Source organism: Microvirga tunisiensis, assembly GCF_009296175.1.
In the GTDB taxonomy this organism is placed as follows: domain Bacteria; phylum Pseudomonadota; class Alphaproteobacteria; order Rhizobiales; family Beijerinckiaceae; genus Microvirga; species Microvirga tunisiensis.
The window spans coordinates 1-948 of the sequence record NZ_VOSK01000863.1 but is presented as its reverse complement, the minus strand read 5'-3'; the positions used below and the strand labels follow the sequence as shown (position 1 = coordinate 948).

Sequence of the window (948 nt, the reverse complement as noted above, 5' to 3'; positions counted from 1 at the left end):
CGCCAGCAGGGCGCTTGGTCGGCCACAACAGCCGAAAGCTGCCAGACCTGGAACTCCAGGCGCCATCGCGGACCTAATCCGCCCACCTTGGTCTCGATCGCTCACCGTCGCGGTTCTGCGTGTTCTGGATCAGGAACACCATCAGGATGGTGACAATCGTGGTCCCGGTCAGGTTAAGCGGATGTGGAGCAGCCCATGCGCCAGGGATGGCGCACGGGCGACTGGCTCATCCGGATCTTGTGTCGCTAGACCGGTCCGAGGCGCCGGCCTTCCCTCGATCCTCGCCTTCAGTGCCGGTGCCGCCGGAAGCGTCCTGAGCACCTTGATTGCTCTGGCTGCCGGGACCCCCGGCACCACGACCCTGCACCTGGATGCGGCGCGAGCGCTCCTGTCGTCCGGTCTTGGGCACCGTCACGGTCAGCACGCCATTCTCGAAACGCGCCTGCACCTGGTCCGGATCGATGGGGAAGGGCAGCCGCAGCGAGCGCTGGAAGGTGCCGTAGGAGCGCTCCACAAAGTGGAAGTTCTCCTTCTCGTCCGTACGCTCGAATCTCTTCTCACCCCGGATGGTGAGCACATCGTCATCGAGGCTGACATCGATGTCCTGCTCTGTGACGCCGGGCAGTTCCGCGGTGATGCGGATCTCTTTCTCCGTCTCCGACACGTTGATGCTGGTGTTGACGAAGTTGCCGACATCGCCTTGGCCCTGGCTGCCGGTCGCGGCGGGCAAGCCAGCCCCGCGGAAGACATCGTCAAACAGGCGGTTCATCTCGCGATGGAGCGAGAGGACGGGATCACCAGGGAGCATTCCGCCACCGGGACGGAAGGGGGTCATCGGATTGCGGGCCATTGTGCGTTCCTCCTCGTTCAACGTGCGATCCTCGGCGGGTGATGGGTCCGCCGGAAAGGCAACACAACTCGGACTGGATGATGTCGGAGCCAAAGCAC

1 protein-coding gene and 1 pseudogene are annotated in these 948 nt (G+C 64.1%); both read right to left on the bottom strand.

Going from position 1 to position 948, the window contains the following annotated elements; all coding sequences use genetic code 11:
- Positions 1-103: 103 nt before the first annotated feature.
- Positions 104-169 (bottom strand): annotated as a pseudogene (locus FS320_RS44180) (low affinity iron permease family protein); the annotation flags it as partial.
- 57 nt (positions 170-226) lie between these two features.
- Positions 227-948, bottom strand: a 722-nt coding sequence (locus FS320_RS44175; RefSeq protein WP_244627782.1) for an Hsp20/alpha crystallin family protein, incomplete at its 5' end; no start/stop codon positions are given.